This window comes from Halovibrio sp. HP20-59 (genome assembly GCF_033052795.2).
In the GTDB taxonomy this organism is placed as follows: domain Bacteria; phylum Pseudomonadota; class Gammaproteobacteria; order Pseudomonadales; family Halomonadaceae; genus Vreelandella.
In genome coordinates this window covers 1-255 of sequence record NZ_JAWJUW020000124.1, presented here as the reverse complement: position 1 = coordinate 255, position 255 = coordinate 1, and the positions used below count along the sequence as shown (strand labels likewise).

Here is a 255-nt window from a genome sequence, read left to right as displayed (position 1 = left end):
GCAAAACAAATGGCGAGAACAAGCGCAGTAATCAATCTACCCGAAGCCCCCCCACCTCCTTCTGCCGCATTAATGCTCCCTATGTCCAACGAGGCAAACTTGAGATTCCGCCCTGACAAAAGTGTGCTGGCAGCAATGCCGAGGCAGATCAAACCGGGCACTAGTTTGAGCATGGCTCCCGGGTATCGCTGCTCCAACGCCAGGAACAACAACTGCACACCGATTAACAGCAACGCCACGAGCAGCGCCGCTGCA

1 protein-coding gene is annotated in these 255 nt (G+C 55.7%); it reads right to left on the bottom strand.

Annotation, left to right across the window (positions count from 1 at the left end):
* Positions 1–255, bottom strand: a 255-nt coding sequence (locus RZA33_RS19625) for a hypothetical protein (protein ID WP_317509916.1), incomplete at both ends; no start/stop codon positions are given.